The sequence below is a fragment of the Bacillus sp. TE8-1 genome (assembly GCF_008368855.1).
Lineage (GTDB): Bacteria > Bacillota > Bacilli > Bacillales > Bacillaceae_G > Bacillus_A > Bacillus_A cereus.
The window spans coordinates 21,718-47,921 of record NZ_QPET01000020.1 but is presented as its reverse complement, the minus strand read 5'-3'; the positions used below and the strand labels follow the sequence as shown (position 1 = coordinate 47,921).

The following is a 26,204-nucleotide window of genomic DNA, read 5'->3' as shown; positions in this document are numbered from 1 at the left end:
CTTCTTCAGCAGGCTTTTGCTCAGCTGGTTTTTGAGTATTGTTGTTTTCAGCAGGCTTTTGAGCTTCTGGTTTTTGAACTTCTTCAGCAGGCTTTTGCTCGGCAGGTTTTTGCTCAACTGGCTTTTGAGTTTCTGGCTTAGCTGTTGGTTGCTCAGTTACAACATTTTCAGTAGGTTGTTGACCAGGAATGAAGCAGTTTGGTTGGAAGTTTCCTTGTTGCCATTGTGCTAATGATTCAACTCCCATAGATTGTAAGAATGCTTGTAATTCTTGTTGGCTCATTTGTTTCATCATTACTTTTGAATGCTGAATATTTTGAACCTTTACGTTAGATGGTTGTACTGTTGCAGCTTGTGCATCTAGAGAAGATACTCCTAAAGTAAGAGCTGTTGCAGCAGCTACAGATAATAAAACACGCTTTTTCATGATGTGTGTCCCCCTATATAAAGTTTTAATTTGTTTTCACACGATTTGTTTTTGACAGCCTGTCTGACTGACAAATTCATCGTAGCATACAATTTGCGAGAAAAAAGATGGAAAAAAATTCATAGACTTTAAAATTACCTAATTTATCCTAAGAGAAGAAGGGGGTAAAAATAAGAGAAATATAGAGTATAAAAGGAATTTATAGTGTTTTTATACTTGGTTTTAAGAGGGGATTTTTGGATAAAGTTACCTAAATAGAAAATGAAGAATCCTATTGTATCAATGGTTTGAACGATTTTTCGAGGAATATAATGGATTGATTTTTACAAAACTGTAATGTTTCTGTTGTTCTTTTTTATAATAAAGTAACATATTTTTAATGTTGTAGCAGACAAAAAAGCGGCTATCTCTTTACATAGACGAAGGAGATAGCCGTTTTCCTATTATTACGTATGTTACGAGTTGTTACGAGTTAGTTTCAATTGCTTCTAATAATAAATCCACAATGTGAATTCCTCTCATTTTATGAGAAAGCCCTTCTCGCTCAATGCCCAATTTCATTTGTAATAAACAACCTGGATTTGCAGTAACAATGGTTGCTGCTTCTGTTTCATGCACACGGTCCATTTTGTAATCTAGAAATTCCATTGATAACTCTGAATGAACAATATTGTAAATACCAGCAGAGCCACAGCAGCGGTCGGCATCTTTCATTTCTCGATATGTTGCACCTTGGATAGCCTCTAGTAACATACGAGGTTCAGAAGATGTGCGCATAACATTGCGTAAATGACAAGAGTCTTGATACGTAATAACCTGCGGCGTGAGTCGTAAGTCAGTTCGCTTATGGAAGTCTAGTTCTACTAGTATAGCAGTAATATCTTTAATTTTAGAAACAAACTGCTTAGCACGTTCAGCCCAATCCGGATCATCCTTTAAAAGATAATCATAGTCTACAAGATAAGCCCCGCAACCACCTGCATTCGTAATAATATAGTCGATGTTTAAATTTTCGAATGCTTTTATATTTCGCTTTGCTAATTCTTTTGCTCCACTCTTTTCACCAGCATGTCCATGCAATGCACCGCAGCAACTTTGTGTTTTCGGAATAACGATATCACAACCAGCTAATTGAAGAAGTTTCATCGTTGCATTATTTGTTTCTAAAAACATCGTATCCATTAAGCAGCCTGTAAAGAATGCAACTTGTTTTTTCTTTGTACTTTCTGCAGGTAAAAATGAAGGACGATCTTTCATCGCTTTCATTTTAGGGACTTTTGGTAAAACGAGATCCATCGTTGCAAGGGTTTCAGGGAATAACTTCATAATCCCTGTTTTATGTGTTAGCGTTTGTAAACCAGAACGTTGATAAAATCCGATTAGTCCAGTTAATGTTCTCATTCGATTTTGATGGGGGAATAATCCTTCAAAAACGACTTTTCGAACAGCTTTCACTGGCACTGAGAATTTTTTATTTTGATTAATAATATCACGAGCTTCTTCTAATAAATGTCCATAATTTACACCAGATGGACAAACAGGCTCACAAGCACGGCAACCAAGACAAACGTTTAATGTATTTTCAACATCTTCATCTGGTTCGATTAAACCATCAACGACTGCTTTCATTAATGCAATACGTCCGCGCGGTGAATGTGACTCTTTATATCCGGATTGAATGTAGGTAGGACAAGTAGGTAAACAAAAACCGCATCGCATACAGTTTAGTAATTCATCTTCACTTAATCGTTCTTTAAATTCTTTTTGAATATTTTCTTTATTTAATGTGGTCATCGCTCAACCACCACTCTTTTTCGAGTGTCTTTCGCGAACATTTTTCCAGGATTCATAATGTTATTTGGATCGAAAGCTTGCTTTATTCCTTGCATAGCTGCAATACCTTCTTTACCTAATTTCATTTCTAAATATGGAGCTTTCATTGCACCAACACCATGTTCACCAGTAATTGTACCACCAAGTTCAATTGCTTTCGCAAATATTTCAGCAAAAGCTTGCTCAGCTCGGTGCATCTCTTCTGCATTACGAGCGTCTGTCATACAAGTTGGATGTAAATTACCATCACCAGCATGTCCAAACGTACAAATAGGAATATTATATTTTTTTGCAATGGCATTAATAGCTTCAACCATCGGAGCGATTTGTGAACGTGGTACAGTCGCATCTTCTAATATTGTAGTAGGTTTTAATCGTGCGAGCGCTGATAGAGCACTACGGCGAGCGGTACGAAGCGCATCTGCTTCTGTTTCACCTTTTGCAACGCGAACATCAACCGCATTCATAGAGTGACAAACGTTAGCCATTTTTTCAATATCTCGATTGACTACTTCGGGCGGACCGTCTTGTTCGATTAATAAAATTGCTTTTACATCTGTAGGTAAACCGATTTGTGCAAACGCTTCTACTACTTCAATTGTCGGTTGGTCTAAAAACTCCAGTGTTGCTGGAATGATTTTATTTGCAATAATAGAAGAAACAGCACGTGCAGCTTCATTAATATCTTCATATAGTGCAAGCATTGTTTTCTTTGTTTCAGGCATAGGAACAAGTTTTAATATAGCTTCTGTTACCACGCCAAGTGTTCCTTCAGAACCGATAAATAAACGAGTTAAATCGTAACCAGCTACATCTTTTGCTAATTTACCACCAGTGCGAATAATATCGCCATTTGGTAAGACAAGTTCAAGCCCCATTACATAATCACGTGTTACGCCATATTTCAAACCGCGTAATCCACCTGAGTTTTCATTAATATTACCGCCGATTGTAGAAATTTTCATCGAGCTTGGATCTGGTGGATAAAATAAACCTTTTTCTTCTACCGCTTTAATAATATCAAGTGTAATGACACCAGCTTGTACAGTAATTGTTAAGTTTTCTTCATCAATTTCTAAAATATTGTTCATATGGCGGAAAATAAGGACGATACCGCCTTCAAGTGGACATGTTCCTGCGCAAAGATTTGTTCCAGACCCGCGCACATACACAGGGATTTTGTGAGTGTTACATACTTTTAACACTTCAGCTACTTCATTTGTATTACGAGGAGCAATGACTGCATCAGGCATTGCTTGGAAGTTTGGAGTGGCATCATAACTATAAGTTAAACGCCCCATATTGGATGTATCTACATTATCTTCGCCAACAATAGATACGAATGAATGAATAATTTGTTTGTCTAACATTGGAAATCCCCCTCAAACTGTTAACGTGTTTAGTTATAATAAACAACGTGGTAACAGTGCTTTCATTATAATGATAAAAAAGTCGAGGGATTCTTTCTATGTATAATCATCTAAAGATTAATCTGTTTTATCATTCTTTTTTGTATAATTATCTAATAGGAGAAGTGCGAAGTACAAAACGTTTAAGTCTTTGAATTGTTTTGGATCAAGTCCTGTATGTTCTTCAATCTTTTTTAGCCTGTAATGTAATGTGTTAATGTGTATATGTAATTGTTTAGCCGTCTGTTTATAAGATTGGTTATAATCGATAAATAAGCGTAAAGTTTGCATAAGCTCAGGAAATGATAATAAGTTTTCGATGGTACGCTCTAGAAATTGTTCACGCGTTTCGACAGAAATATCTTGTAAACACATTTCTAAACGTAAATCTTCATTAAATACAATTTTTTTCGTCTCCAATGATACAGAAAGGGCGCGTAATGCTTGTTCGTAACATATGCTCATATTGTTTGGGGTAACTGTTTGTCCAATCCCTATATATAAAGGAATAGAAAATAAAGTTTCGCAGTCTTGTTTTAACCGTTTTAAAAATTGATAAGTTTGTTCTTTGGAGCTCATCGCTGTAAATAAAATAAAACGATCATTTCCCCAGCGAACAAATAGATGCTCTTTTGTTAAAATATTACGTATGTGTTGCCATATTTTACGCTGGAGCATCGTGTCATTTTTGCCAATAGAAAACAAAATAAGTTGTTTTTTCTTATATAAATCAATGCCAAGTGTTTTGGCGCGATCAAGAAAACTTGGAGACCACTCTGTATTTTGAAGCCAATCAAAGACAAAAGCTTCATAAGAACGGTGCTCAAGTTCTAGTTGCTCTAAAAAGTAGTTTTCATGAATTAATAATTCGGTCATCTTACGCAATATTTCTCCGTAGCGTGAAATATTTTCAGGTTCTCCTGTAATTCCAATGACACCAATTACTTCATCATGAAATAATAAAGGAAGATTCATCCCAGCCTTTACACCTTGCAATCGCCTTTCATCTTCTTTTGTAATGATGACGGTTTTCTTTTGTTTGGCACAGCGGAGTGCACCTTCATGAAATTGACCAATTCTTTCTGTATCTGTACTTGCGATAATAACGCCTTCTATATTAATGATAATAATATTTTCTGTAATTAGTCTGCGTACTTCTCGTACAATTTTATTCGCTAAATCAGGAAATAGCATAATTGACACACCTCAAATTCTATTTGTTGTACATTATATATGTAAATTGAGTAAGAAAGGGAAATTTCACACTTTCCACACATTTATTTGTTATTTTACAATTATAACGAAATCATCCGAAGATGGAGGGAATCTTTTGAGAAAGTATGTTTTTCTTCTCTGTTTTTTATTTCTACTAGTAGGGTGTCAAGGAAGTTCATATACACCAATTGCTAAAGATAAAAATGTTATTATAACTACGAATATAAAAGAAGGCAGCATTAGTTTTATTGATAAAAAAGATAAAAAGTTAATTACGACATGGGAACTAAATGAGCCAATGGCCGGAATCACACTGCTTCCAAATGGCGATGAAATACTTGTATACGGTAAGCAATTAGAATATATGTATGTATATTCACTAGCGGAAGGAAGGCAAGTGGGAAAATATAAAACTGGAAAGGGCATTGTAAATGTGGTCGTATCAGCAGATAAAAAACAATTATTTGCTGCTGATCAAAATGTTCAAAAGGTAAGGTTCTTTACGATAAATGGGAAAGAGACAGGAAATGTTTCAACAGGAAAAGGGCCTATAACGATGGTAGAGTATCAGAATCGGTTATCTGTACTAAACTTTTATGATACGAAACTAACGACAATTGATACGAAGAAAAAAGAAGTTATTCAATCCTTTATGATTCCGCCAGCATCAACAGGAGCGACGATTAGTCCTGATGGGAAAGAAATATGGATTGGCGGACATGGTGATGGAAATCAAGTAAATGAGAAAGTGTTAGTGTATTCTTTACAGAGTGGAGAAATGGTGCGTTCTTTACACGCTCCATTTATGCCTGTGAATATAACGAGGGATAGTAAGTACGTATATGCACTCAGTCATGGGTCGAATACACTTAGAAAGTTTGATATTAGAACATATAAAGAAATAGCTTCTGTAGAAGTAGGGTCGAATCCATTTGCATTTTTTGAGAGCGGAGCAGAAGGGTATGTAGCCAGTTATGATAGTGATGAAGTGTGCGTTATAGATATGAAGAATTTGAAAATAAAACAAACAATTAAAGTCGGAAAAGGACCGTTTCAACTCATAGAGAGGGAAGGGAAGGACAATGAATAAATATAGAGTGCTAGTTGTAGATGATGAAAGTGATATGAGACAGCTTGTTGGAATGTATTTGGATAACTTTGGATATGAGTGGGGAGAAGCTGAGAATGGAAAAGAGGCTCTTAAAAAACTAGAAACGGATCATTATGATTTCGTTGTATTAGATATAATGATGCCAGAAATGGATGGACTTTCAGTTTGTAAAGAAATTAGAAAAACGTCAGATGTGCCGATTATATTTTTAACGGCAAAAGGTGAAGAGTGGAATAGGGTGAACGGCTTACGTATGGGAGCAGATGACTATATTGTAAAACCGTTTAGTCCTGGTGAATTGGTTGCCCGTATGGAAGCTGTGCTAAGAAGATATACAAAGCAAGAACAGCAAGAAGAGATTCAATTTGGACCAATTCTTATCAATGAAAAAAGTAGACGAATAGAGGCGGATGGTGAGTCGATTTCTCTTACTGTAAAAGAGTTTGATTTATTATATTTTCTTTGCCAACATACAGGACAAGTATTTAGCCGGGAGCAATTACTTGAAAAGGTATGGGGATATGATTATGCCGGAAGTACAAGAACGGTAGATACGCATGTGAAAACGATGCGCTTGAAGCTTGGAGAAAGTGGAAACTACATTCAAACTGTTTGGGGTGTAGGCTATAAATTTGAGGTGTAACGTATGTTTACGATGGTACAAAAACTTTGGCTTACAGTAGTATGTGCAGTATGTGTAACAGTGTCCTTTCTTTATTTCGTATCTTTATACTCGTATGAAAAATTATACGTTGATAATTTAAAAGCTTCGTTAGTAATGGAAGGAAAAAGTCTTGCTGCTCAATATGATAAGAGTGAAGGAATATCAACTTTTGAAGAGAAAGTAAGATCGTTTGATCAAATATCTAGTTCAGACGTTATTTTCGTGTCTAATCCGCGTGATTTAAGCGCATGTTTGCCTTTTGATGTGCATCATCATTCTCTTATAAGTGAAGGAGATAGGCAAACGCTATTAGACGGGAAAACTGTGACAAAAATAGGATATGAAGAACATTTTGACCGTAATATTATGGGGGTTGTCATCCCTGTATTGGAAAATAAAAAATTAGTCGGAATTGTCTATTCGTATATTCCTTTAAAAAGTATAAAAGATTTAATCTATGATATGGGTCTTATTTTAGCACCGTTAGCAATTGCTATGATTTTAATTACGATATGGGTTGGAAGGAAAATTATAATTGCAATTACGAAGCCACTTTCGCAAATGGAGCGGGTTGCAAATCATTTGGCTACGGGAGATTTTTCGGAGCGGATTACAGTTTCTTCAGAGGATGAAATTGGACGATTAGGAAAAGCATTTAATAAAATGGCAAATTCATTAGAAACAGAAGATGTAAAGCGTAAGGAATTTTTAGCAAATGTTTCGCATGAACTTAGAACACCACTTAGTTATATAAAAGGGTATAGCGAGGCTATTTTAGATGGTGTTGCAAAGGGACCGCAACAGGAAAAAGTAACGCAGCTAATTCATAAAGAAGCAGGTCGTATGCAGCGTCTCGTTCATGACTTGTTAGACTTAGCACAATTAGAAGGTGAGCACTTTCCGTTAAAGAAGCAACCTATCGTTTTTTCACAGCTGATTGAAGACGTATTAGATACGTATGAGATTAAGTTTATAGAAAAGGAAATTCATATTTCAACTAATTTAAATCCAGAGGTCATTGTCATGATTGATGAAGATCGTATGCAACAAGTGCTTCATAATGTGTTAGATAATGCGATACGGTATACAAATCAAAAAGGAAATATCGTTATAACTTTAGAGCAAATCGATGATTACTGTGAATTAAAAATAAAAGATACAGGAATTGGTATTGATATAGAACATTTGGAGAATCTTGGAGAACGCTTTTACCGAGTTGATAAAGCGAGAAGTCGTCAACATGGTGGAACAGGTTTAGGCCTTGCTATTGTGAAACAAATTGTTCATATACATGGTGGACAGTGGAAAATTGAAAGTGAAAAAGATAAGGGAACAACGGTTATTATTAAACTGAATGTACAGGATGAGGGGAGCATGTTCTAATTTTTAGGACATGTTCTTTATATTGAAGAAAATATTTATCCCGATATTCGCCGGGCAGTAAGACCCTCACCTCAAAATTCAACGGAAGCAAAGAAGTTAGGTGGAGGCCCTGCTGCCCGTAAAAGTCCGATTCGTGAGGGCTAATAATCAGTGGGCGATGAACAAAACCCCCACTGATTAAAGTTTCACTTTATACGTAAAAATATAAATTAATATGTAATAAATATCGAAAATTTGACTATTTTATGAACAAAACATTTGTACTTCTTATCAATTCGGTCTAAAATAGTTATGATGCAAAGTTCTTATAAATCGTTTCAATTGTTGTTTGGAAGATACTGAGGTGATTTAACTGGAGTACAAATCTATTAAACCGAAAAAAATTTACGAAGAAGTATCTGAAGCTATTTTAACAATGATTAAAAATGGTACGTTAAAACCTGGTGACAAACTACTCCCTGTGCATCAATTAGCTGAGCAGTTTCAAGTTGGCAGATCTGCTGTTCGTGAAGCGCTAAGTGCGCTAAGAGCGATGGGCTTAATTGAGATGAAACAAGGAGAAGGTACATATGTGAAGAACTTCGATTCTTCTTCATTAACGAAATCATTAAACAATAGATTATTAATGAAGAAAGAAGATATTTTGAATTTATTAGAAGTACGAAAGGTGCTTGAAGTGGGGGCAGTTCGAGTAGCGGCGGCAAAACGTACGGAAGATAATTTACAAAATATGAAACATTGGTTAGATGAAATGGCAAAGAGCATTGGAGATGAAAAGGCTGGCGAAAAAGCCGATTTTCAATTTCATATGGGAATTGCAGAGTCTTCGCATAATAACATTTTGCTTGAACTCATGAATCATGTTTCAGAGATGATTGCTGAAACAATTGGTGAATCAAGACGCATTATTTTATATGGTGAACAAACGACATCAGAACGACTTATAGAAGAGCATCAAGTTATATATGATGCGGTGTTAAAACAAGATGTAGAATTAGCGCAGCAAGCAATGCTAGATCATTTAACAAATGTAGAACATATTGTCACAGGTAAAAACGATATAAATTCGTAATTTAATCTTTTAAAAATTTAATTTTCTGATAAAATAGAGAAAGATTAAGTAAGCGTTTTCTTTAGAAGAGGGAGAGGATAGGCCATGGTTGAGCCTATTTCTTCTCTACTAAGTCATCTGATGACCATATGTTTGTTGGTGAAGTTGTAAAAAGGGGGAGTAATAGTTATGAAAGTTACTTTATTTGTTACTTGTTTAGTCGATATGTTTGAAACAAATGTCGGCAAAGCAACAGTTGAAGTGTTGGAGCGTTTAGGTTGTGAAATTGAATTTCCAGAAGCACAAGTTTGTTGTGGTCAGCCTGCTTATAATAGCGGCCATGTAGAAGCAGCAAAAGAAGCGATGAAACATATGATTGAAACTTTCGAAGATGCAGAATATATTGTTACGCCATCTGGTTCTTGTGCGACAATGTTTCATGAGTATCCGCATGTTTTCAAAGATGATCCAAAGTGGGCTAAACGTGCACAAAAAGTTGCTGATAAAACTTATGAATTTACACAGTTTATTGTAGATGTTTTAAAAGTTACAGATGTTGGTGCAAGTTTACCAGGGATAGCTACTATTCATAAATCATGTCATATGACGCGTATGCTTGGAGTAAAAGAAGCACCAGGAATTTTATTATCAAATGTAAAAGGATTAACTGTGAGAGATTTGCCAAACGTGCAAAATTGTTGCGGGTTTGGGGGAACGTTTTCAGTTAAGATGACTCCAATTTCTGAGCAAATGGTAGACGAAAAAGTAGATAGTGTCATGGAAACAGGTGCAGATTATTTAATCGGTGCAGATTGTGGGTGTTTGTTAAACATTGGCGGACGTATTGAGCGTTTAGGAAAAGAAGTAAAAGTAATGCATATTGCTGAGGTACTGAATAGTCGCTCATGAAGGGGGAACATAAGCTATGTCTATGAAAATCAGTGAGAAAAAATTTAATGATCGCGTTGGTGATGGAATTCAAGATTCGTTTATGCGCGGAGCAGTATCTTCTGCACAAACGCGTTTATATACGAATCGCTTAAAAGCTGCAGATGAATTAGGAAACTGGGAAGAGTGGCGTGAACTAGGTGAACAAATTCGTCAACATACGTTAGAAAATCTGGATTATTACTTAATGCAGTTAAGTGAAAATGTATCAAAAAGAGGCGGACACGTGTACTTTGCGAAGACGAAAGAGGAAGCTGCAAAGTATATTCAAGACGTTGCCAAAAAGAAACAAGCGAAAAAAGTAGTAAAATCAAAGTCGATGGTAACAGAAGAAATTAGTATGAACCATGCGCTTGAAGAGATTGGCTGTGAAGTGTTAGAGAGTGACTTAGGAGAGTATATCTTGCAAGTAGATAACGATCCACCTTCACATATTATTGCACCTGCACTTCATAAAAATAGAACGCAAATTCGCGATGTATTTAAAGAAAAGCTAGGCTATGAAAATTCTGATGACCCATATGAAATGACAAAGTTTGTTCGTAAACAACTTCGTGAGAAATTTATGGATGCAGAAATTGGTGTAACTGGTTGTAACTTTGCTGTTGCAAATACTGGATCTCTTTGTTTAGTAACGAATGAAGGTAATGCAGATCTTGTTATGTCAATTCCTAAAACACAAATTGCGGTAATGGGTATGGAACGTATGGTTCCGACAATGGAAGAATTAGATGTTTTAGTTGGTTTACTATGTCGTAGTGCAGTAGGTCAAAAATTAACAAGTTATGTAACAGTAGCAGGACCAATTCAAGAAGAGGAAGTTGATGGACCTGAAGAATTCCATTTAGTGGTTGTTGATAATGGTCGCTCTCAAATTCTTGGATCTGAATTCCGTTCCGTATTACAATGTATTCGTTGCGCTGCTTGTGTTAACGTATGTCCTGTATATCGTCACGTTGGTGGACATTCATATGGATCGATTTACTCAGGACCAATCGGTGCGGTATTAACACCGCTTCTAGGTGGATATGATGATTACAAAGAGCTTCCTTATGCATCTAGTTTATGCGGAGCATGTACAGAAGCTTGTCCAGTAAAAATTCCATTGCATGATTTATTATTAAAACATCGTCAAGTCATCGTTGAGCAAGAAGGTCGTGCACCACTTGCAGAAAAACTAGCGATGAAAATGTTTAGTATGGGTGCTTCTTCAGCTGCTTTATATAAAATGGGTTCAAAAATGGCACCAGCGGCAATGAGTCCATTTACATCTGGTAATCGTGTATCAAAAGGTGTTGGACCACTTAAAAACTGGACGGATATTCGTGAATTCCCAGCTCCAAGTAAAGAACGATTCCGTGATTGGTATAAAGATCATAAGAAAGGCGGGGATAAATAATGACAGGATTAATTCAAAACCGTGATGCCTTTCTAGATAACATTGCAAAAGAACTTGGGCGCGCACGTAAAACAGAAGGTGTAGAGCGTCCAGTATGGAAAAGTAATGTGAATATAGAAACGTTAAAAGATTATTCACAAGAAGAATTACTAGAAGTGTTTAAAAAGCAATGTACAAACATTCATACAACTGTAGTAGAAACGACAAATGACCGTTTAGGTGAAGACCTTCAAAAAGTAATCATGGAAAACGGCGGGGGACCTATTTTATTATCAGCAGATGATCGTTTTGATGCATATGGTTTAACATCTTTATTTAAAGAAGAACTTCCAAAGCGAGACGTTGAAGTAAACGTATGGGATCCAGAGAGAAAAGACGAAAATATGCGTTTAGCTGAAAAAGCGAATATTGGTATTGCATTTAGTGATTATACATTAGCCGAATCTGGTACAATTGTTGTACAAAGTCATAAAGGGCAGGGACGTTCTTTACACTTTTTACCGACTGTATATTTTGCTATTATTCCACGTGAAACACTTGTGCCTCGTATTACACAAGCAGTTCAGGATATGAACTCACGCGTAGAAAATGGGGAGACAGCGGCATCTTGTATTAACTTTATTACAGGGCCAAGTAACTCGGCTGACATTGAGATGAATCTTGTTGTCGGAGTACATGGACCATTAAAAGCAGTATATTTCATCGTATAAAAGAGGGGAAAGCAGGCCGGAAAATGGCCTGCTTTTTTAGTAGAATAAAGGATAATATGAAGTAGAAGTTCTCTCCTTTTTTTGCTATGTTTTTTTGGAAAGGAGAGGAAGGGATGTTCACTTATTTATATGCACTGTTAGCAGGGATGGTGTTTGGTTCTTTTTTTATGTTAGTTGCGGTGAGGGTTCCATTAGGTGCGTCTATTATTACCCCGCGTTCACATTGTTATTATTGCAAATATGTGCTAAGGCCAAAAGAACTAATCCCCATCATTTCATTTTATATACAAAGAGGCTGTTGTACGAATTGTAAGAGGAAAATTCCAATTATATATGTAGCATTTGAATGTATAACAGGAAGTATATTTCTTCTTACCGTGTATATGATTGGAATAGAACGAGAACTTATTATCATTTTATCCCTTTTTTCGCTACTTCTTATTATTTCAGTTACAGATTACTTATATATGTTAATTCCTGATTGTATTTTAATTTCGTTTGCCGTTTTACTCATTCTCGAAAGTATTTTTGTACAATTAGTTACTTGGACAGATAGTATAGTTGGTAGTGGTGTTATATTCCTTTTGTTATATTGCATGCAAAAGATATATCCAGAAGGGCTTGGCGGAGGAGATATAAAACTACTTTCGTTACTTGGTTTTATAGTAGGAGTGAAGGGAGTTTTTATCGTTTTATTTTTAGCATCTTGTTTTAGTCTTTGTTTTTTCGGGATTGGTATCGTATTAAAACGTATAGAAGTAGGAAAGCCAATTCCATTTGGTCCTTTTATTAGTCTTGGGGCAATGTGTTATGTATTGGCCGCATATTCAAATTAGAGAGGGAGTCAAAAATGAACGTATATATGGATGATCAAAGAAGTTGCCCGTTCGGGTATGTGTCCGCAACTACGGTAGAATGTGCCTTGCAAATGGTTCGGAATTATGATGTGAATATTCTTTCCCTTGATTTTAATATGGGGTGGAGAGCAAAAAATGGACTAGATTTTGTAGAAGCTTTTTGTACAGAGGGATTATATGTGAATGAAATTCACCTTCATACGAATGATGTCATCGGTATGCACAAGATGAAACAGAGAATGGATAAGGGAAAAGAAGAAGGAGAAATTAATCCTCACCTTGTTGTTAAATACGTGGGAAGCTAAAAACTCCAAAGTAAAACTTTGGAGTTTTTAATGTTTCATATGTGCTTGTAAAGGAATAATCTCTTCTTGTTGAGCTGCTGCGATTTCAGTTTCTTCCTGTTGAACTTCAGGTGTTTTCTTTGTTAAGTAGTGGTATACCATACCGACAAATACTGATCCGCCAATAATGTTACCGATTGTAACAGGAATTAAGTTATGAATAGCACCTGAAAAAGAAATTGTCTCAGGATGCGGTGAAACTAAAGATAAAGCAAAGAGTGATAAGTTTGCAATACTATGTTCGTAACCAGATAAGAAGAATGTGAAAACAAGTAGCATCATGACTATTATTTTTGCTGTGTCACCTTTAACCTGAGAAGGTAAGAAACAAGCAAGACATACGAGCCAGTTACATAAAATGGCTTTAAAGAATAACTGCATTGTAGGTGTGTTCATCTTTCCTTCAACGACTTTACTCATTAAGTGACCGTGATCAATTGCTTCAAAAATTCCAGTTGCGTAAAATAGTAAGGCAAAGAATAACGCGCCGGCTAAGTTACCTGCATAACAAGCAACCCAGTTACGTAGTGTATCAGAAATCGTTGTTTCTTTTCTTAAAGTTGCTACAGTAAAGTACATTGTGTTCCCAGTAAACAATTCAGCACCGCCATATATAATAAGTACGAGAGCAATCCCGAAAAACATAGAAGCAGCTAAATAAGTTGCTGGTGAATCTGCAATGTGAAAAAAGTTACCTAATTTAAAACATAGTACAATAATAAAACCGATATAAATACCCGCAAGTGCAGCACGAATGAAATATTGCATTGGGTTTGTATCTAGTATTTTCTTTTTGCTTTTAGCCAGTTTGACAACATAATCTAGTCCTTGTTCTAGCATGAGTAATACGCTCCTTTAGTAAATCTTCTATAAATACTCCTTATATGAATAAAGTACATGGAATTGTTCTCACTTTCAATAAGTTTGTGCAATGTTTCACAAAAAGGACATACATACATTAAGAAAACGTTTACAAAAGGTAGTATAATGGAATTTTTTCTGGACATTGGGAGGAAGAAAGAAAAAGAAAAAGCGCTGTAATTACAGCGCTTTTTCGTCTAAATTCTTTTCTACTTTTACTTCTACTTCTTTTGAGAAGAACCAACCACCAACTGCGATTCCGACTAATACAATCCAGAATGTAAGCTTCCACGGAGTGGATTCTGGGAATGAATGTGGAATTACATTTAATGCAGGGTGTGCTAATGTATAAACTGCTAGCTTCACACCAACCCAACCTACAATTAAGAATGCTGCGGTTTCAAGTCCTGGTTTACGTTTTAAGATTTGTACGAAAGCAGTTGCTGCAAATCGCATAATGATTAATCCGATAAGTCCACCTACAAAGATAACAACGAATTGCCCAGTATCAAGACTACCAATTGTACCTAATCCTGTTTTTGGTAAAGTCATTGCTAGTGCAACAGCAGCTAAAATTGAATCAACTGCGAAGGCGATATCAGCAACCTCAACTTTAAATACAGTCCACCAAAAGTTCTCTTGTTTTTTCTTTGCTTCTTTTTCTTCTGTTTCTTCATCTGTGTTCTTTTTAACATATGTTTTAAATAAGTGATTACCAGCGATAAACATAAGGTAGATGGCACCGATTGCTTGCACTTGCCATACATCGACTAAGAACGAAATCATAAATAACGATCCAAATCGGAAAACAAATGCCCCCGCTAATCCATAAAATAGTGCTTTCTTTCTTTTTTCTTCTGGTAAATGTTTTACCATAATTGCAAGAACAAGAGCGTTATCAGCCGCTAAAATCCCTTCAAGTGCAATTAGGATGAGTAATACCCAACCATACTCCAATAATAATGATACATCCATGTACATTCTCCTCTCATTTCTATAAGTTCTAAATAAGTGAAGAATTTCCCCACTATTTAGTTTCCCCATACTCCTGCCTATTAACTTTGGAAGAATCTGGAAGTGAATGCAAAAAAGACCTCTGCCGTTAATAGGCAAAGGTCTTGCTAGACATATGTAATAAAAAATGCCAACAAAGCCGGAAGAACTAAGTTCTACGTAATGACGACTTTGTTTCCAAGAAATATTCTTGGACGCTACTCCCCTTTGGAGATATGTTATTGTATTCTCATTATATGGATAATTTATACGGTTGTCAACCTGTTAAAATATCTTCATTCGGATATTTTATTTTCAGGTTCTTTTTACGAGCAAATGAAAAAGCCAATGTTAAAGGACCCATTTTCCCGAAAAACATCATAAAGATAATAATAGCTTTTCCGATTATAGTTAAGTGGGGTGTTAAATTCATACTGAGGCCAACAGTCCCAAATGCTGAAAATACTTCGAAAGCACTCATCAATAGAGGAACTCGCTCAGTAATACTCAAAATTAAAATAGCAAAAAAGATAAATGAAATTGAAATAATAGTAATGGTTAATGATTTGACAATGAGAGTATCTTTAATGGATTTTTTAAATACGACAATATCCTCTTGTTGTTGTAAAAATTTAAATACGCCAAAAAATATGATTAAAAATGTTGTTAACTTAATCCCACCACCAGTTGAAGCGCTACCAGCACCAATAAACATAAGGAGCATCATTAATAGAAGAGAAGGTTTTGACAATGTAGAAATATCAACTGTATTAAACCCGGCAGTTCGCGTTGAAATTGCTTGAAAATAAGAGGCTAATCCTTCTTCAAATGGGGTAAAACCTCTCATAGAAAGGGAGTTATGGAACTCGAATATAAAAATAAAAAGGGTAGCAATAATGTTGACGATTAGAGTAGAAGAGAGCATAAGTTTTGAATGTAGTGTAAGGTTTTTAAAGTTTTTCTTTCTTTTTATGTCTACGATTACTGTAAAACCAATTCCACCTAAAATGATGAGAGAGGAAATGACGAGATTGACAAGAATGCTATGAGAATGGGACATTAAATTATCGCTCCACACAGAAAAGCCAGCATTGTTAAAGGCTGAGATTGAATGGAAAAAACTATAATAGATCCCTTTCATAACCCCATATTTTGGTACCCATTCAAAAGAAAGAATTATAGTAGCGATACATTCGACTGTAAAAGAGAATAAAAATAATGCTTTGGCAAGACGGATGATGCCGCCGATATTCGTTTGATTTAATGCTTGTTGCAGTAAAATCCGATTTTGAAGACCGATTTTTCTTCCGAGCATAATCGCAATTAAGACAGCAAAGCTCATAATGCCAAGCCCGCCAACTTGTATAAGCGTTAAAATGACACATTGTCCAAACAAAGTAAATACTTTTCCAGTATCTACAACACCAAGCCCAGTAACAGTACAAGCGGAAACGGTTGTAAATAAGGCATCGAGCCATGAAATGGACGTTGTCGTAGCAATGGGTAGTTTTAATAAACATGTGCCGACAACTGATAATACAAGAAAAGACAAAGTAAGAACGCGGGGAGGGCTCATGCTAATATTAATCCGTTTCATTTCACATATCGCTCCTTTCGTTTTGCTTTGATTAGTATGTGAAAAAGCACCATTATGTATGTTGAAAATAGAAAGAGGCAGAGAATATCTGCCTCTAAGCCATATGTTATATTATTATCCACGTAATTGTTGTTGAGCTAAAGCAACAAGACGTTTTGTTACTTCACCGCCAACTGAACCGTTAGAACGAGATGCTGTATTAGATCCTAAACTTACACCAAATTCTTGTGCAATTTCATATTTAAATTGTTCAAGTGCTTGTTCTGCACCTGGAACTAATAATTTGTTTGTTTTTACCATGTTGATACACATCCTTATGAGTAGTCCAGTTCAGCTAAGTTCTTATCTAAACTGGTAACGTTATTTTATGTGGAAACGACGTACTCATACGCGGAAGTAATCGGTGCGATTAGAAGTTCTTGGATAGAAAAAAGAGTAGCAAATTTGCTACTCTTTTTTTAGTATTGTCGCTGTTCCTTCCACGACAATATCATCTGATTGATTATATATGTTTGTTTGCAGCGTAATGATTTTTTTATCATCACGCTTCTTAATAACCTCTGCCACAACGCGAAGTGTATCACCGATTTTGACAGGGGCACGGAATGAAACATTTTGGGATAAATAAATCGTATTTTTGCCTGGGAGTTTCGTTCCAAGGATGGTAGAAATAAAACTCGAAACGAGCATACCGTGAGCAATACGTTCTTTAAACATTGTCGTTTTTGCAAAAGAATCTAAAATGTGAATAGGATTCACATCCCCAGTCAATTTTGCAAAATTGATAACATCTTCATCTGTAATTGTTTTTGTAAGGGATGCTTGATCACCGACTTGAATCTCATCATAACGAAGCTCCGGAACAGTTTGTGCTTCTTGAAATGGATTCATTTTGTCCTCCTTCTTTTCCATATCGAAAAATGTTAGCCATCTTGATGTAGTAGGAGGAAGAAAGAGTTTTGTTTGTGCTGCGGTTAGCTCCCACATTTTTCTTACTTGATGGAAGTAAATAGATTTTTTGAGTTTTCCTCGAACTTTTTTGCGAGTTCCAACTGTTTTGACTTGAACTCTTCCAAAAAACCCTCTAACTGTTTTTGAGCCTCTTCACGTTGTAATTGTTGTTGCTCAATAAATTGTTTTGTTGTTTCTTCAAATTGGCCGCTTGTTTGGGTAAGAATTGACAATGATGTTTTTGTAGGAGAAACAGTAAGCTGATGCATATGAGCAGAAAGTTCCTTCCATTTGTCCTGCCACTCGTTAATTTGATCATTTAAGGAGTTTCCAGTTAATTGTTTCACGTAATCTGTATATTGGTTATTGAACTGAGCAGTGAGTTGTTGTAGTTCTTTTTCTAGTTCATCTACTCCTGATGTTAATTTATGCAAAGCGTCTTGTTGTTGTTTTAATGTTTCTAAAGTAAGTTGCTCTAATTGCTTCCCAGCTGAAGAGAAAAGGGAAAGTGATTGAGACCAGTTTTTCCAAAATGCATCGACTAATTCGTATGGTTTAGTTTCCATTGTTTGACCCCCAAATGTTTTTTTGCATATTGTGAACGCAGATTACTCTGCTGTACCACCAGGTGAAGATGAAGAATCCGTTTCATCCTTTTCTGGAGAAGTAGAAAATGGAAAGAATGCATTGGTGTATAACGTGAAAAACGTTCGCAACATATTTTGATAATGTTCAAAAGAAGTCGCACATGTTGTTAAATATTGCTCTCCATATTCAGTTAAAGAATAAATTCTTTTTGCCGGCCCTCCATCGCTTGTATCCCAAGTAGAAGAAATAAGGTTTTCTTTTTCTAATTTGCGTAGTGTTCTATAAACATTACCTTGGTCAACAGAAGAAAAGCCGATATCCATTAGCATTTGAATAAGTTTGTAACCATGAAGACTCCAGTCTTTTAGACAGAGAAGTAAGAAGGGAACTAAGAAGTTTTTTGGCATGGAGTTTGGTTGTTTCGCTTGGTTGCTCTCCAAACTTTCGCGTTGTTCTGGTTCATTTTGTAGCATGATTGTGCATCACCTCATGAATCAGTTAGATGGAATTTTTTGCTTATAAGTGCAATTTACACCTATCTGTTTTTAAAGTCAACACATTTGTTAGAAAATAGAAAAAAATAAAATATAGACTTGAAGTTTTATTCAGAATATTAGAAAATAGTGAATAGGTTGAATTGTTTCAAAAACGAAAAAGGGAGTGTAGGTAAAGTGATTGATCAAAAATTCGATCCACTACAAGCATGGAAAAATGCTTATGAACAAACCGAAACATTTTGGGGAAAAGCGCTCAATGAAACAATTAAAACAGAAGAATATTCTGCTTGGATGGGCAGCGTTCTAGATTTGAATTTGTTTTATCAAAAAGCATTAAATGATACGACAAAAAACTATTTAGAACAAGTAAATGTGCCGACGAAAGAGGATATCGCAAGAGTGGCTACGCTTGTTATTAACTTAGAAAATAAAGTAGATAACATTGAGGAGTTTCTAGAGGAGAAAGTAGATTCTTTAGGGCAAGCTCCTACATTAAAGCGTGATGTAACGAAAGTAAAACAAGATATTCGTACGCTTGAAACAAAAGTAGATCAAATTTTAGAATTGCTAGAAAAGCAAAATGCAGTACTAGCTAAACTACAAGTACCTGTAAAAGAAGAGGTAAAGCCTGCGAATAAACCAGAAAATAAAAAATGATAAAAGCGCTTGTTTATAACAGATAAAAGAGAGAGGGAGAGTCTCTTTTCACGTATAAACAGCGAAACATAATTATATATGGACTCTATAGTATGAGTACCAAAATGATTCATAACAATCGTTCACAAATTCATTTAAGGGGGAAAAGAAATGGTTCAATTAAATGGAAAAGTAGCAATCGTAACAGGTGGAGCAAAAGGAATTGGAAAAGCAATTACAGTAGCATTAGCACAAGAGGGAGCGAAAGTAGTTATTAACTATAATAGCAGTAAAGAAGCAGCTGAAAATTTAGTAAATGAATTAGGAAAAGACGGACATGACGTTTATGCAGTGCAAGCGGATGTTTCTAAAGTAGAAGATGCAAACCGACTTGTAGAAGAAGCTGTGAATCATTTTGGTAAAGTTGATATTCTTGTTAATAATGCTGGTATTACAAGAGACCGTACATTCAAAAAGTTAAATCGTGAAGATTGGGAGCGCGTAATTGACGTGAATTTAAGCAGCGTATTTAATACGACAAGTGCGGTTCTTCCATACATAACGGAAGCAGAAGAAGGAAGAATTATTAGCATTTCTTCTATTATTGGTCAAGCAGGTGGATTTGGCCAAACAAACTACTCAGCAGCAAAAGCGGGGATGTTAGGATTTACAAAATCATTAGCGTTAGAACTTGCAAAAACAAATGTCACTGTAAATGCTATTTGCCCAGGATTTATTGATACTGAAATGGTAGCAGAAGTACCAGAAGAAGTACGTCAAAAAATCGTTGCAAAAATCCCGAAAAAACGTTTTGGTCAAGCTGATGAAATTGCAAAAGGTGTAGTATACCTATGCCGTGACGGTGCGTATATCACAGGTCAACAATTAAACATTAACGGCGGATTATATATGTAATGAAGTAAGAAAAAAGTGCATATCCATAGCAGGAATGCACTTCTTTTTTTTAAGAAGGAAATCGACCAAAAAGGAGATAGAAAAATGACTACATTCGCAACAGAATGGGAAAAGCAATTAGAGCTATACCCAGAAGAGTACCGAAAAGCATACCGCCGAGTGAAAAGGGCGAGTGAAATTTTATTACGTGAACCAGAGCCGCAAGTCGGATTAACGCCGAAAGAGGTTATTTGGACGAAGAATAAGACGAAGCTTTATCGCTACATTCCAAAACAAGAAAAAACACAAAGAGTTCCAATTCTGTTAATATATGCTCTTATTAATAAACCATATATTATGGATTTAACTCCTGGAAATAGTTTAGTGGAATATCTAGTGGATCGTGGTTTTGATGTATATATGCTTGATTGGGGCACATTTGGTTTAGAAGATAGTCATTTGAAATTTGATGATTTTGTGTTTGATTATATTGCAAAAGCAGTAAAAAAAGTAATGCGAACTGCAAAATCGGACGAGATTTCTTTACTTGGTTATTGCATGGGTGGAACGCTAACTTCTATTTATGCAGCGCTTCATCCGCACATGCCAATTCGTAATTTAATTTTCATGACAAGTCCTTTTGATTTCTCTGAAACAGGATTGTATGGTCCTTTATTAGATGAGAAATACTTCAATTTAGATAAAGCGGTTGATACATTTGGAAATATTCCGCCAGAAATGATTGATTTCGGAAACAAAATGTTAAAGCCAATTACGAACTTTGTTGGTCCATATGTTGCTCTAGTAGATCGTTCAGAGAATGAACGCTTCGTCGAAAGCTGGAGATTGGTTCAAAAGTGGGTTGGTGATGGTATTCCGTTCCCAGGTGAATCATACAGACAGTGGATTCGTGATTTTTATCAAAATAATAAATTGGTTAAGGGTGAACTCGTTATTCGCGGACAAAAGGTAGATCTTGCAAATATTAAGGCGAATGTCTTAAATATTTCCGGGAAACGTGATCATATCGCTTTGCCATGTCAAGTAGAAGCATTACTAGACCATATTTCTAGCACAGATAAACAATATGTATGTTTACCGACAGGGCATATGTCTATCGTTTACGGTGGAACAGCTGTAAAACAAACATATCCGACGATTGGAAATTGGCTTGAAGAGCGTTCTAATTAAAAATAAAAAATCCAACTAGCCTATGTTAGTTGGATTTTTTTATGAAAAATAACAAAACATAGAAAGGAGAAATTTATATTTTAGGAGTATAATTATGAAACTTATGATGGGTAAGTTGTTTTGGAATACAGGAGTTTCTGTACCTTGTTATCCACTGTTAGAAAATGATATGATATGTGATGTGCTCGTAGTCGGAAGTGGCGAAGCCGGTGCTCATATAGCGCATTCGTTAGCGAAAATTGGCATGAGTGTTACACTTATTGAAAAAAGAGTAATTGCATGTGGTAGCACAGCTGCTAATACAGGTTTACTACAATTTCTTCATGATAAATCGTTAACCTCTCTTATCCATACATTGGGTAAAGAAAAAGGGGTACGAGCATATAAGCTTTGTTATGAAGCGCTAAGAACAATGGAAGAGGTTATACCGACTCTTGATATTAATCCCCATTTTATTCCGCGAAATAGTTTATATTATGCAAGTAAAAGTGAGGATGTCTCATTTTTACAAGAGGAATATAATACGTTACAGAATTATGGATTTCCAGTTGAATATTTTACAGAAGCTGATATTAAGAAACGTTATCCTTTCATAAAACAAGCGGCATTATATACACACGGTGATGCCGAGGTGAATCCGTATTTATTAGCGCACAGTCTTTTGCATAAAGCAAATCAAATGGGAGCTAATATATATGAACATACAGAGGAAATACATATAAAAAAACGCAAAAATGATTTAATTTGTTACACGAAAACAGGAAATCAAATTGTAGCAAAGAATATTATTATGGCGACAGGTTATGAAGCGCTTTTTGGAAAGAAAGAAAGAAAAAATACAACAGTAGACACCTCTTATGCAATTGTAACAAATGAAATAGATCAGTTTGAAGGCTGGCATGAGCGATCGTTAATTTGGGAAACGGCACGGCCCTACTTATATTTTCGAACGTATCGAAACCGCATTATTGTAGGCGGATTAGATGAAGCGCTGCAAATTCAAACAATTGGTGATACGAAATTATTGCATAAGCGTGATATCCTTATTAATATTGTAAAAGAGATGTTCCCGCAGTATAAAAATATACAGGCAGACTACTATTGGGCAGCCGCATTTGGTGGTACTCATGATGGTCTCCCCATTTTAAAAGAAGACGAAAAGATACATAATTTGTTTTACGCATTGCCGTATGGAGGTAATGGAACTGTATATGGAATGGTCTTTGCTAAATTATTTGAGCAGTTATTTACAAATAAAGAAAGTAAAGATTTTTCTTTATTTAATCGATAGAAAAAAGGTAGCGAAGTGATGGAATGAGAGATATAAAAAAGTTTTTACAAAAATTACGTCCTGTACAACTCATCGTCTTGTTTTATTTATTAGCGGTAGTTGTATCGGTGATATTGCTTAGTTTACCGTTTGTTACGAAGCCTGGTGTGAAATGGACATTTATAGATGCGCTTTTTACATCGGTTAGTGCGGTAAGCGTTACGGGACTGTCTGTTATTACGATCTCAGATACGTTTACTACAGCAGGAATTATTGTTTTAGCCCTTATTCTACAATTAGGCGGCTTAGGAATTATGGCGCTTGGTACATTTGTTTGGATCATTACGGGGAAAAAGATTGGTTTGCAAAGAAGAAGATTAATTATGGCAGACCATAATCAAGGGAATTTATCGGGTCTTGTAGAATTGATGCGTTCTATTTTGATTGTAATTATTTCAATAGAACTTATTGGAGCAATCCTATTAGGTACAAGATTTTTACTTTACTTTCCGACTTGGCAAGAAGCTTATTTTCACGGTTTCTTTGCAGCTGTTAGTGCGACTACGAACGGCGGATTTGATTTAACAGGACAATCATTAATTCCGTATAAAAAAGATTATATTGTTCAAATGATTCATATGTTACTAATTATTTTGGGAGCGATTGGTTTCCCTGTGCTAATGGAAGTGAAACAATTCCTTAGTAAAAGGAGACAACAATTATTCCGTTTTTCATTATTTACAAAATTGACGACAACAACATTTTTTGCACTCGTTGTTGTTGGTACAATTATGATTTTTTTACTGGAGAGAAATCATTTTTTAGTAGGAAAGTCATGGCATGAAACTGTCTTTTATACATTATTCCAATCTGTGACGACGCGAAGTGGTGGACTTGCTACGATGGATATACGTGAATTGTCACAACCGACGCTTTTATTTATGAGTATATTAATGTTTATAGGGGCATCTCCAAGTTCGGTTGGGGGCGGAATACGTACAACAACATTTGCTGTTAGTATATTGTCACTATACACCTTTGCAAGGGGCGGTAGAACAGTTAGAGTCTTCAAACGTCAGCTACATGAAGAGGATGTACTGAAAGCATCTGTCGTTATGACGATGGGGATTTTGTTATGTGCTACTGCGCTATTCATTTTATCTATTACGGAAAATGTACCGCTTATGAGCTTAATTGTTGAAGTTTGTTCTGCTTTCGGAACGACGGGACTATCAACAGGTGTTACGCCTGATTTAACAACTGTTGGGAAACTTGTACTTATTGTGCTTATGTTTATCGGACGCGTTGGCATTTTAACATTTATTTTAGCTAGTGGTGGAAGGGAACAACCACCTCGCTATAAATACCCGAAAGAGCGGATTATTATTGGATAGTATGAAACCATTCTACCTACGTTAGGTAGAATGGTTTTTTAGTCGTTAATGCCAAATTGTGGATGCATAAAAGCTTCATTTTTATTATCCGCTTCGTTTTTTAGCAATTCTTGATTTTCTTCTGAAATCCAGCCAATATCATTTGTAGGATGGATCCACTCATCGCCAGCCATAATGGCAGGATCTACTTCATCACTCCAATTGTTAAGCGGACTGTTCTCGGAATTATATTTACTGTCTCCAATTACAACATCATATTGATTCACAAAAGGTTGATGCATCGTTTTTCCTGTTCCTTTAAAAGATGGAAAATTCATTTGATGCGGGAGCGTTTCGTCTAAAATCGGTGATTGAATCTTTTCTTTTTTCTTCAAAATCATCGCTCCTTTTTATAATGGTTTCTTCATATGTAGTATTTCCATCGAACGCCTCTTATGTACTTGTTAACACTTGCCAGTAATAATTATTTTAAGTTGTTTCAAAATAGAGTAGAAAGTGATTTCTTGAGAGCAGGTGAATGTATTGGTAAAAAGAAAAGTGAAACAAAATGCGGCAATCAATAATAATAAAACTCCGAAAGAAAGCTTACCAGATGCAGAATTTGCATTAGAGTATGAAGGAGAAAATAGCGCAAAGTATGCTAATCGTAATTCAAAAAAAGGGAAACAAAAATGAGGCGTTTTTTACAAACGCCTCATTTTTTTGTGGGATTATAAAGGTTTTTTTAATTATTTGTAAATTTAGTGTTTTCTATTAGCAGAAAAATGCGAAAAAACATAGAAGTAGCAACGTATTACACAAAAACAAACAACAAACAAAAGATTAATGTTGGTTTAATACTGCTTTTACACTAGTTGTTTATATTTGAGTTGTACATAAGATTTGTAAAAGGAGAGAGAAACAGTGAAAAAAACAATCTTTAAAGCTGTAGCGACTGGAATGGTATTTTCGTTATTAATGGGGTGTGGTGCAAAGAAAGAAGAAAGTGCTGGAGCGAAAGTGAAAGATGACAAATTATCTGGATCATTAACTGTTTACACAGCCATTGAAGAAGAGCTTGTACCAATTTATCTTGATTCCTTTAAAAAGAAATATCCTGATGTGAAATTGAACATTGTACGTGATTCAACAGGAGTTATTACTGCGAAATTACTAGCTGAAGGGAAAAATACACAAGCAGATGTTGTATGGGGAACTGCGGCATCAAGTCTATTAGCTTTAGATAAAAAAGATATGTTAAAAGGATACTCTCCAAAAGGAGCAGATCGTGTTCTTCCACAATTTAAAGATGATAAGCAACCTGAAAAATGGGTAGGAAATACTGCATTTATGACGGGGATTGCTGTAAATAAAGAAGAGTTAAAGAAGAAAAATTTACCGATGCCAGAATCATATGAAGATTTAACGAAACCAGAGTATAAAGGAACACTTGTTATGCCACATCCAGCATCATCTGGAACAGGATTTTTAACAGTTTCTGCATGGCTACAAATTATGGGTGAAGATAAAGGCTGGGATTACATGAAGAAACTTCATGATAATATGGCAAGTTATACGCATTCAGGTTCAAAACCAGCAAAATTAGCAGGAGCAGGTGAATATCCAGTCGGTGTATCAATGGTTTATAGTGCTTTAAAAGAGAAACAAAAAGGTGCACCAGTTGAAGTTGTACTGCCGAAAGAAGGATTAGGATGGGAAGTAGAAGCGAACGCACTTATTAAGAAAGATAATGCGAAAAATGATAAATTAGCGCAAGCATTTTTAGATTGGGCAATTACTGATGATGTAATGAAGTTATACTTTGAGAAAAATGGATTTGCGACAATTAAAAATGACTATAAACTTCCAGAGGGATTCCCGAAAGATGTTACGGAAAAATTATATAAAAAGAATGACTTTAAATGGGCAGCAGAAAATCGTGACAAAATTTTAGAAAAATGGGAAAAAGAGTTTGGCCAAAAAGCAGAACCGAAAAAGTAAG

Annotated in this window: 27 protein-coding genes, 1 pseudogene and 1 riboswitch; of the genes and pseudogenes, 16 read left to right on the top strand and 12 right to left on the bottom strand. The window is 35.6% G+C overall.

Features of this window, described 5'->3' with window-relative positions; all coding sequences use genetic code 11:
- From DN404_RS18945 to DN404_RS18930, 4 genes and pseudogenes are all read right to left on the bottom strand, one after another.
- Positions 1-427 (bottom strand): annotated as a pseudogene (locus DN404_RS18945) (CAP domain-containing protein); the annotation flags it as partial.
- A 465-nt stretch (positions 428-892) separates the two neighbouring features.
- Positions 893-2,221, bottom strand: coding sequence for a (Fe-S)-binding protein (locus tag DN404_RS18940; RefSeq protein ID WP_006917711.1), 1,329 nt, complete (start codon positions 2,219-2,221; stop codon positions 893-895).
- On the bottom strand, positions 2,218-3,630 hold the full coding sequence (gene glcD / locus DN404_RS18935; RefSeq protein ID WP_061113680.1) for a glycolate oxidase subunit GlcD: 1,413 nt from the start codon (positions 3,628-3,630) through the stop codon (positions 2,218-2,220). Before glcD ends, DN404_RS18940 begins: the two co-directional genes overlap by 4 nt.
- A gap of 117 nt (positions 3,631-3,747) precedes the next feature.
- Positions 3,748-4,872: a CdaR family transcriptional regulator gene (locus DN404_RS18930; RefSeq protein WP_116344942.1), complete on the bottom strand. Its 1,125-nt coding sequence runs from the start codon at positions 4,870-4,872 to the stop codon at positions 3,748-3,750.
- Between the two features lie 127 nt (positions 4,873-4,999).
- Here DN404_RS18930 and DN404_RS18925 point away from each other — a divergent pair, with 127 nt between their 5' ends.
- The 9 genes from DN404_RS18925 to DN404_RS18885 all read left to right on the top strand — a co-directional run bounded on the left by DN404_RS18925 (position 5,000) and on the right by DN404_RS18885 (position 13,312).
- The gene (locus DN404_RS18925; protein ID WP_001234152.1) at positions 5,000-5,974 is read left to right on the top strand and encodes a YncE family protein; all 975 of its coding nucleotides are present in this window, start codon (positions 5,000-5,002) and stop codon (positions 5,972-5,974) included.
- The gene (locus DN404_RS18920) at positions 5,967-6,638 is read left to right on the top strand and encodes a response regulator transcription factor (protein ID WP_001046397.1); all 672 of its coding nucleotides are present in this window, start codon (positions 5,967-5,969) and stop codon (positions 6,636-6,638) included. The genes DN404_RS18925 and DN404_RS18920 overlap by 8 nt, the downstream gene beginning before the upstream one ends.
- A 3-nt stretch (positions 6,639-6,641) precedes the next feature.
- The gene (locus DN404_RS18915; protein ID WP_044306956.1) at positions 6,642-8,042 is read left to right on the top strand and encodes a sensor histidine kinase; all 1,401 of its coding nucleotides are present in this window, start codon (positions 6,642-6,644) and stop codon (positions 8,040-8,042) included.
- Between the two features lie 382 nt (positions 8,043-8,424).
- Complete coding sequence (locus tag DN404_RS18910) at positions 8,425-9,114, top strand: FadR/GntR family transcriptional regulator (RefSeq protein WP_254904515.1); 690 nt, start codon at positions 8,425-8,427, stop codon at positions 9,112-9,114.
- A gap of 168 nt (positions 9,115-9,282) precedes the next feature.
- A complete protein-coding gene (locus tag DN404_RS18905) occupies positions 9,283-10,002 on the top strand; it encodes a (Fe-S)-binding protein (protein ID WP_000869148.1) in 720 nt (239 codons plus the stop codon).
- A 16-nt stretch (positions 10,003-10,018) separates the two neighbouring features.
- Positions 10,019-11,440: a LutB/LldF family L-lactate oxidation iron-sulfur protein gene (locus DN404_RS18900; RefSeq protein WP_000061930.1), complete on the top strand. Its 1,422-nt coding sequence runs from the start codon at positions 10,019-10,021 to the stop codon at positions 11,438-11,440.
- A complete protein-coding gene (locus tag DN404_RS18895; RefSeq protein ID WP_000147187.1) occupies positions 11,440-12,150 on the top strand; it encodes a LutC/YkgG family protein in 711 nt (236 codons plus the stop codon). The genes DN404_RS18900 and DN404_RS18895 overlap by 1 nt, the downstream gene beginning before the upstream one ends.
- 113 nt (positions 12,151-12,263) lie before the next feature.
- Positions 12,264-12,986 carry a prepilin peptidase gene (locus DN404_RS18890; RefSeq protein ID WP_000495725.1) on the top strand — a complete coding sequence of 241 codons (723 nt, stop codon included), beginning with the start codon at positions 12,264-12,266 and terminating at the stop codon, positions 12,984-12,986.
- Positions 12,987-13,000: 14 nt separating this feature from the next.
- Positions 13,001-13,312, top strand: coding sequence for a cyclic-phosphate processing receiver domain-containing protein (locus DN404_RS18885; protein WP_001103771.1), 312 nt, complete (start codon positions 13,001-13,003; stop codon positions 13,310-13,312).
- Positions 13,313-13,339: 27 nt separating this feature from the next.
- On the opposite strand, the gene DN404_RS18880 is transcribed toward DN404_RS18885, so the two are convergent.
- From DN404_RS18880 to phaQ, 7 genes are all read right to left on the bottom strand, one after another.
- Entirely contained in the window at positions 13,340-14,191 is an 852-nt protein-coding gene (locus DN404_RS18880) for a formate/nitrite transporter family protein (protein ID WP_000893026.1), read from the bottom strand.
- A gap of 201 nt (positions 14,192-14,392) precedes the next feature.
- Positions 14,393-15,187: a TerC family protein gene (locus DN404_RS18875; protein ID WP_000383326.1), complete on the bottom strand. Its 795-nt coding sequence runs from the start codon at positions 15,185-15,187 to the stop codon at positions 14,393-14,395.
- A 90-nt stretch (positions 15,188-15,277) separates the two neighbouring features.
- Positions 15,278-15,444, bottom strand: a riboswitch (yybP-ykoY riboswitch).
- A 38-nt stretch (positions 15,445-15,482) separates the two neighbouring features.
- On the bottom strand, positions 15,483-16,802 hold the full coding sequence (locus tag DN404_RS18870; protein ID WP_000822361.1) for a TrkH family potassium uptake protein: 1,320 nt from the start codon (positions 16,800-16,802) through the stop codon (positions 15,483-15,485).
- A 114-nt stretch (positions 16,803-16,916) separates the two neighbouring features.
- Positions 16,917-17,102: an alpha/beta-type small acid-soluble spore protein gene (locus DN404_RS18865; RefSeq protein WP_000241212.1), complete on the bottom strand. Its 186-nt coding sequence runs from the start codon at positions 17,100-17,102 to the stop codon at positions 16,917-16,919.
- A gap of 147 nt (positions 17,103-17,249) precedes the next feature.
- Positions 17,250-17,693, bottom strand: coding sequence for a MaoC family dehydratase (locus tag DN404_RS18860; protein ID WP_001067916.1), 444 nt, complete (start codon positions 17,691-17,693; stop codon positions 17,250-17,252).
- A gap of 101 nt (positions 17,694-17,794) precedes the next feature.
- Positions 17,795-18,319, bottom strand: a complete 525-nt coding sequence (gene phaP, locus DN404_RS18855; RefSeq protein WP_000448594.1) for a polyhydroxyalkanoic acid inclusion protein PhaP — start codon at positions 18,317-18,319, stop codon at positions 17,795-17,797.
- Positions 18,320-18,361: 42 nt separating this feature from the next.
- Positions 18,362-18,814, bottom strand: coding sequence for a poly-beta-hydroxybutyrate-responsive repressor (gene phaQ, locus DN404_RS18850; RefSeq protein ID WP_000939956.1), 453 nt, complete (start codon positions 18,812-18,814; stop codon positions 18,362-18,364).
- A 198-nt stretch (positions 18,815-19,012) separates the two neighbouring features.
- On the opposite strand from phaQ, the gene phaR reads away from it, so the two are divergent.
- From phaR to DN404_RS18825, 5 genes are all read left to right on the top strand, one after another.
- Positions 19,013-19,495, top strand: a complete 483-nt coding sequence (phaR, locus tag DN404_RS18845) for a polyhydroxyalkanoic acid synthase subunit PhaR (RefSeq protein ID WP_000566942.1) — start codon at positions 19,013-19,015, stop codon at positions 19,493-19,495.
- 150 nt (positions 19,496-19,645) lie between these two features.
- Positions 19,646-20,389 (top strand): acetoacetyl-CoA reductase, encoded by a 744-nt coding sequence (locus DN404_RS18840; protein WP_000250407.1) that lies wholly within the window; start codon positions 19,646-19,648, stop codon positions 20,387-20,389.
- A gap of 84 nt (positions 20,390-20,473) precedes the next feature.
- Positions 20,474-21,559 carry a class III poly(R)-hydroxyalkanoic acid synthase subunit PhaC gene (gene phaC / locus DN404_RS18835; protein ID WP_000206336.1) on the top strand — a complete coding sequence of 362 codons (1,086 nt, stop codon included), beginning with the start codon at positions 20,474-20,476 and terminating at the stop codon, positions 21,557-21,559.
- A 94-nt stretch (positions 21,560-21,653) separates the two neighbouring features.
- Positions 21,654-22,850: an NAD(P)/FAD-dependent oxidoreductase gene (locus tag DN404_RS18830; protein ID WP_006917741.1), complete on the top strand. Its 1,197-nt coding sequence runs from the start codon at positions 21,654-21,656 to the stop codon at positions 22,848-22,850.
- 23 nt (positions 22,851-22,873) lie between these two features.
- Complete coding sequence (locus tag DN404_RS18825; protein ID WP_001204707.1) at positions 22,874-24,223, top strand: TrkH family potassium uptake protein; 1,350 nt, start codon at positions 22,874-22,876, stop codon at positions 24,221-24,223.
- Positions 24,224-24,261: 38 nt separating this feature from the next.
- On the opposite strand, the gene DN404_RS18820 is transcribed toward DN404_RS18825, so the two are convergent.
- Positions 24,262-24,597: a DUF3905 domain-containing protein gene (locus tag DN404_RS18820; protein WP_149215332.1), complete on the bottom strand. Its 336-nt coding sequence runs from the start codon at positions 24,595-24,597 to the stop codon at positions 24,262-24,264.
- Positions 24,598-24,745: 148 nt separating this feature from the next.
- On the opposite strand from DN404_RS18820, the gene DN404_RS30600 reads away from it, so the two are divergent.
- Both DN404_RS30600 and DN404_RS18810 read left to right on the top strand, forming a co-directional pair.
- On the top strand, positions 24,746-24,898 hold the full coding sequence (locus DN404_RS30600) for a hypothetical protein (RefSeq protein ID WP_000240799.1): 153 nt from the start codon (positions 24,746-24,748) through the stop codon (positions 24,896-24,898).
- Positions 24,899-25,126: 228 nt separating this feature from the next.
- Positions 25,127-26,203 carry a putative 2-aminoethylphosphonate ABC transporter substrate-binding protein gene (locus DN404_RS18810; protein WP_000750893.1) on the top strand — a complete coding sequence of 359 codons (1,077 nt, stop codon included), beginning with the start codon at positions 25,127-25,129 and terminating at the stop codon, positions 26,201-26,203.
- Position 26,204: the final 1 nt, after the last annotated feature.

Excerpts from the sequence above, each read along its gene's own strand:
- DN404_RS18865 (WP_000241212.1), bottom strand. The coding sequence starts at position 17,102 with ATGGTAAAAACAAACAAATTATTAGTTCCAGGTGCAGAACAAGCACTT.
- DN404_RS18940 (WP_006917711.1), bottom strand. The coding sequence starts at position 2,221 with ATGACCACATTAAATAAAGAAAATATTCAAAAAGAATTTAAAGAACGA.
- DN404_RS18830 (WP_006917741.1), top strand. The coding sequence starts at position 21,654 with ATGAAACTTATGATGGGTAAGTTGTTTTGGAATACAGGAGTTTCTGTA.
- DN404_RS18860 (WP_001067916.1), bottom strand. The coding sequence starts at position 17,693 with ATGAATCCATTTCAAGAAGCACAAACTGTTCCGGAGCTTCGTTATGAT.
- phaQ (WP_000939956.1), bottom strand. The coding sequence starts at position 18,814 with ATGCTACAAAATGAACCAGAACAACGCGAAAGTTTGGAGAGCAACCAA.
- DN404_RS18840 (WP_000250407.1), top strand. The coding sequence starts at position 19,646 with ATGGTTCAATTAAATGGAAAAGTAGCAATCGTAACAGGTGGAGCAAAA.
- DN404_RS18885 (WP_001103771.1), top strand. The coding sequence starts at position 13,001 with ATGAACGTATATATGGATGATCAAAGAAGTTGCCCGTTCGGGTATGTG.
- DN404_RS18880 (WP_000893026.1), bottom strand. The coding sequence starts at position 14,191 with ATGCTAGAACAAGGACTAGATTATGTTGTCAAACTGGCTAAAAGCAAA.
- DN404_RS18915 (WP_044306956.1), top strand. The coding sequence starts at position 6,642 with ATGTTTACGATGGTACAAAAACTTTGGCTTACAGTAGTATGTGCAGTA.
- phaP (WP_000448594.1), bottom strand. The coding sequence starts at position 18,319 with ATGGAAACTAAACCATACGAATTAGTCGATGCATTTTGGAAAAACTGG.
- DN404_RS18895 (WP_000147187.1), top strand. The coding sequence starts at position 11,440 with ATGACAGGATTAATTCAAAACCGTGATGCCTTTCTAGATAACATTGCA.
- DN404_RS18870 (WP_000822361.1), bottom strand. The coding sequence starts at position 16,802 with ATGAAACGGATTAATATTAGCATGAGCCCTCCCCGCGTTCTTACTTTG.
- glcD (WP_061113680.1), bottom strand. The coding sequence starts at position 3,630 with ATGTTAGACAAACAAATTATTCATTCATTCGTATCTATTGTTGGCGAA.
- DN404_RS18900 (WP_000061930.1), top strand. The coding sequence starts at position 10,019 with ATGTCTATGAAAATCAGTGAGAAAAAATTTAATGATCGCGTTGGTGAT.
- DN404_RS18890 (WP_000495725.1), top strand. The coding sequence starts at position 12,264 with ATGTTCACTTATTTATATGCACTGTTAGCAGGGATGGTGTTTGGTTCT.
- DN404_RS18920 (WP_001046397.1), top strand. The coding sequence starts at position 5,967 with ATGAATAAATATAGAGTGCTAGTTGTAGATGATGAAAGTGATATGAGA.
- DN404_RS18875 (WP_000383326.1), bottom strand. The coding sequence starts at position 15,187 with ATGGATGTATCATTATTATTGGAGTATGGTTGGGTATTACTCATCCTA.
- DN404_RS18825 (WP_001204707.1), top strand. The coding sequence starts at position 22,874 with ATGAGAGATATAAAAAAGTTTTTACAAAAATTACGTCCTGTACAACTC.
- phaC (WP_000206336.1), top strand. The coding sequence starts at position 20,474 with ATGACTACATTCGCAACAGAATGGGAAAAGCAATTAGAGCTATACCCA.
- DN404_RS18905 (WP_000869148.1), top strand. The coding sequence starts at position 9,283 with ATGAAAGTTACTTTATTTGTTACTTGTTTAGTCGATATGTTTGAAACA.